Genomic DNA, 2,265 nt, shown 5'->3' on the forward strand with positions numbered 1-2,265 from the left:
GCAGATCGTCCACATCGACCTTGAACTGTTCAAGGATCGTCTTGACGACGTCAGACGAGGTCAATGCCAGAAGCAGATGTTCGGTGTCGACCTCGCTGCGCCCGAATTCCCCGACCTTCTGTGCGGCATCCTGCAGCAGCTTGTTGCCCTGTTCGCTCAGCCGGTCGGCGATGGTGCGTCCGCCGCCGCGCCGCGATCCACGCCGCGGCGCGCCCTCGCCGAAAGTGGCGTCGACGACAGCGTCATCGCCGTCACCCATGGAGCCGAGCGTGCCGCCTCGCAGCGGACTGTCACCAAAGAGGCTGCCGAAACCGCTCTCGCCGAAGAATTCGTCAAGAAGGGAACGCCGCCCGAACAGGGACTCCAGCGGCGAGGCGCTGCGCCCCGACCGGCGCGCTATTTCGCTGTAGTGCTGATCGCACAGCTCCATGTTCTGAACCCTGCCGTTCACCGAGGCGCGCACGCGCGCCGTCGCCGGGCGACCGCAAATATCGCAAGCTCCGTTTGCCATTCGTCTTCTCCGTTTCTTTATTCAGTCAGGGTTGTCCGCCGATCATCTGCGCCAGTGACAGTGTCACGCAGCGACCGCTTCCGTTCTTTTCACCTTGGACCCAATTGCCACCAGATCGGGCTCGTCCAGTGTCTCACGTTGCAGGAGATCCTGCGCCGATTACTCAAGAAGATCCAGTCTTCCCTTTCATACCGATTTGCTCTCTCTAGCGTGAAATCTGCGCACGTATGCGCTCGAGAAGTGCGAGAAGAACACGCCTCTCGTCGACTGATAGGTCCGGTAAGATGTATTCCTTCAACGCGGCTCGTCGGGGATCTAATTCTCGCAAGATTTTTTGCGTCTTTCTCGTCGGCACAACGATCTGCGACCGCCGACGATTCGGTGACGGCGAACGCTCAACCCAGCCGCCGCGCCATGCGGTCCACGAGTTGCACGGCTGTCGCACTGCCGACTTCCAGCCGCGCCGCGGGGTCGCCGATCGCGAGGCCCGCGACTCGTCCACATGGGCGACTGCCATCCACGACAGTCGCGTCTGACCGGTCTCACGGCTTTCATCGTCGATCCGCTGCTGGATGTGCTGGGCGACCCGATGGATCGTCGTCCCGATCAACGCATTGTCGGATGCAATCATCATTTGACCTACAAGGATCTGTTGGTCTTCGCGAAGCTCCATCAGACGCCGCTAGAGATTGAAATGCTAGCATGAATTATGCCTGCGTGGTATCATTGTGGCCGTAGAATCAAAAAAGGTTTCATGATCGATATCTCTTGCCGTGGCGCTCGATCCGCGAACGGCGTACTGCGGATCGTTATCTTCCGAACTGAGGAGGAGAAGCCGAAGAGAATTGAGATCAAGGCAGCCTGTGAGGAGCTGGCACGATGAGCACCGACATCACGCCAGCCACCGAAAAAACGCCGGCTGACGCGCGTGAAACCGCTGGCGGCGGCCGCATCTACCGCCCGCGGACCGATATCGTCGAGACCGATCAGTGTGTCTCCGTGATGGTCGAAATGCCTGGCGTCGCCGCCGATGTGGTCGAAATCACGTTTGAAAACCGCGTGCTGACGATCCGCGGTAAGGATGAGCCGATGCGGCCAGAAAACCTGGCACTTGCCTATACTGAATATGCCGAGGGCGATTTCGAGCGTGACTTCACGCTTTCCGAGAACTTCGACCCCGACAGGATCGAAGCCGAGATGCGTGGAGGCGTCGTCACTTTGACGCTTCCCCGAGCCCCTGAGGCCAGCCGAAAAGGATCGCCGTCAAGGGCGCCTGAAAACCGAAGGAGACCATATCATGCAGATCAAAGACCTCATTCCCTGGGCTCGCAACGACGGCACGCCAGATGCCAAGAGCATCGAAGATAACCCGATAGCGACACTCCAGCGCGAAATGAACCATGTGTTCGGGAACTTCTGGAACCGGGTCGGTCATTTCGCAGAGCCCTTTGGCAGCGGCGAGGCGAAATCCGACGTGGTCGAGACCGACAAGGCGATCGAAGTCGCGATCGAGCTGCCGGGCATGGAGATGAAGGACATCGAGGTGACGGTCAACGATGACATGTTGACCGTGAAGGGGGAGAAGAAGATCGAGCGCCAGGAGGAGAAAAAGGGATACTACCTTTCCGAGCGCAGCTACGGCGCGATCTACCGGACAATTCCACTCCCGCCCGGTGTGGATGGCGAAAAGGCGCAAGCATCCTTCAGGAACGGGGTTCTGACGATCAAGCTGCCGCAAACGCCCGAAGCCCAAG

4 protein-coding genes are annotated in these 2,265 nt (G+C 59.5%); 3 read left to right on the forward strand and 1 reads right to left on the reverse strand.

The window, feature by feature from the left end; all coding sequences use genetic code 11:
- A partial coding sequence (locus tag CK240_RS17390) for a Clp protease N-terminal domain-containing protein (protein ID WP_276305831.1) occupies positions 1–511 on the reverse strand: 511 nt, incomplete at its 3' end.
- A gap of 502 nt (positions 512–1,013) precedes the next feature.
- On the opposite strand from CK240_RS17390, the gene CK240_RS19060 reads away from it, so the two are divergent.
- The 3 genes from CK240_RS19060 to CK240_RS17405 form a co-directional block, all read left to right on the forward strand.
- Entirely contained in the window at positions 1,014–1,217 is a 204-nt protein-coding gene (locus tag CK240_RS19060; protein ID WP_205957908.1) for a hypothetical protein, read from the forward strand.
- 173 nt (positions 1,218–1,390) lie between these two features.
- Complete coding sequence (locus CK240_RS17400) at positions 1,391–1,879, forward strand: Hsp20/alpha crystallin family protein (RefSeq protein WP_135058905.1); 489 nt, start codon at positions 1,391–1,393, stop codon at positions 1,877–1,879.
- A partial coding sequence (locus tag CK240_RS17405; protein WP_095641523.1) for an Hsp20/alpha crystallin family protein occupies positions 1,809–2,265 on the forward strand: 457 nt, incomplete at its 3' end. The genes CK240_RS17400 and CK240_RS17405, both read left to right, overlap by 71 nt.

Origin of the sequence: Paracoccus salipaludis, assembly GCF_002287065.1 — a bacterium.
GTDB classification, from domain to species: domain Bacteria; phylum Pseudomonadota; class Alphaproteobacteria; order Rhodobacterales; family Rhodobacteraceae; genus Paracoccus; species Paracoccus salipaludis.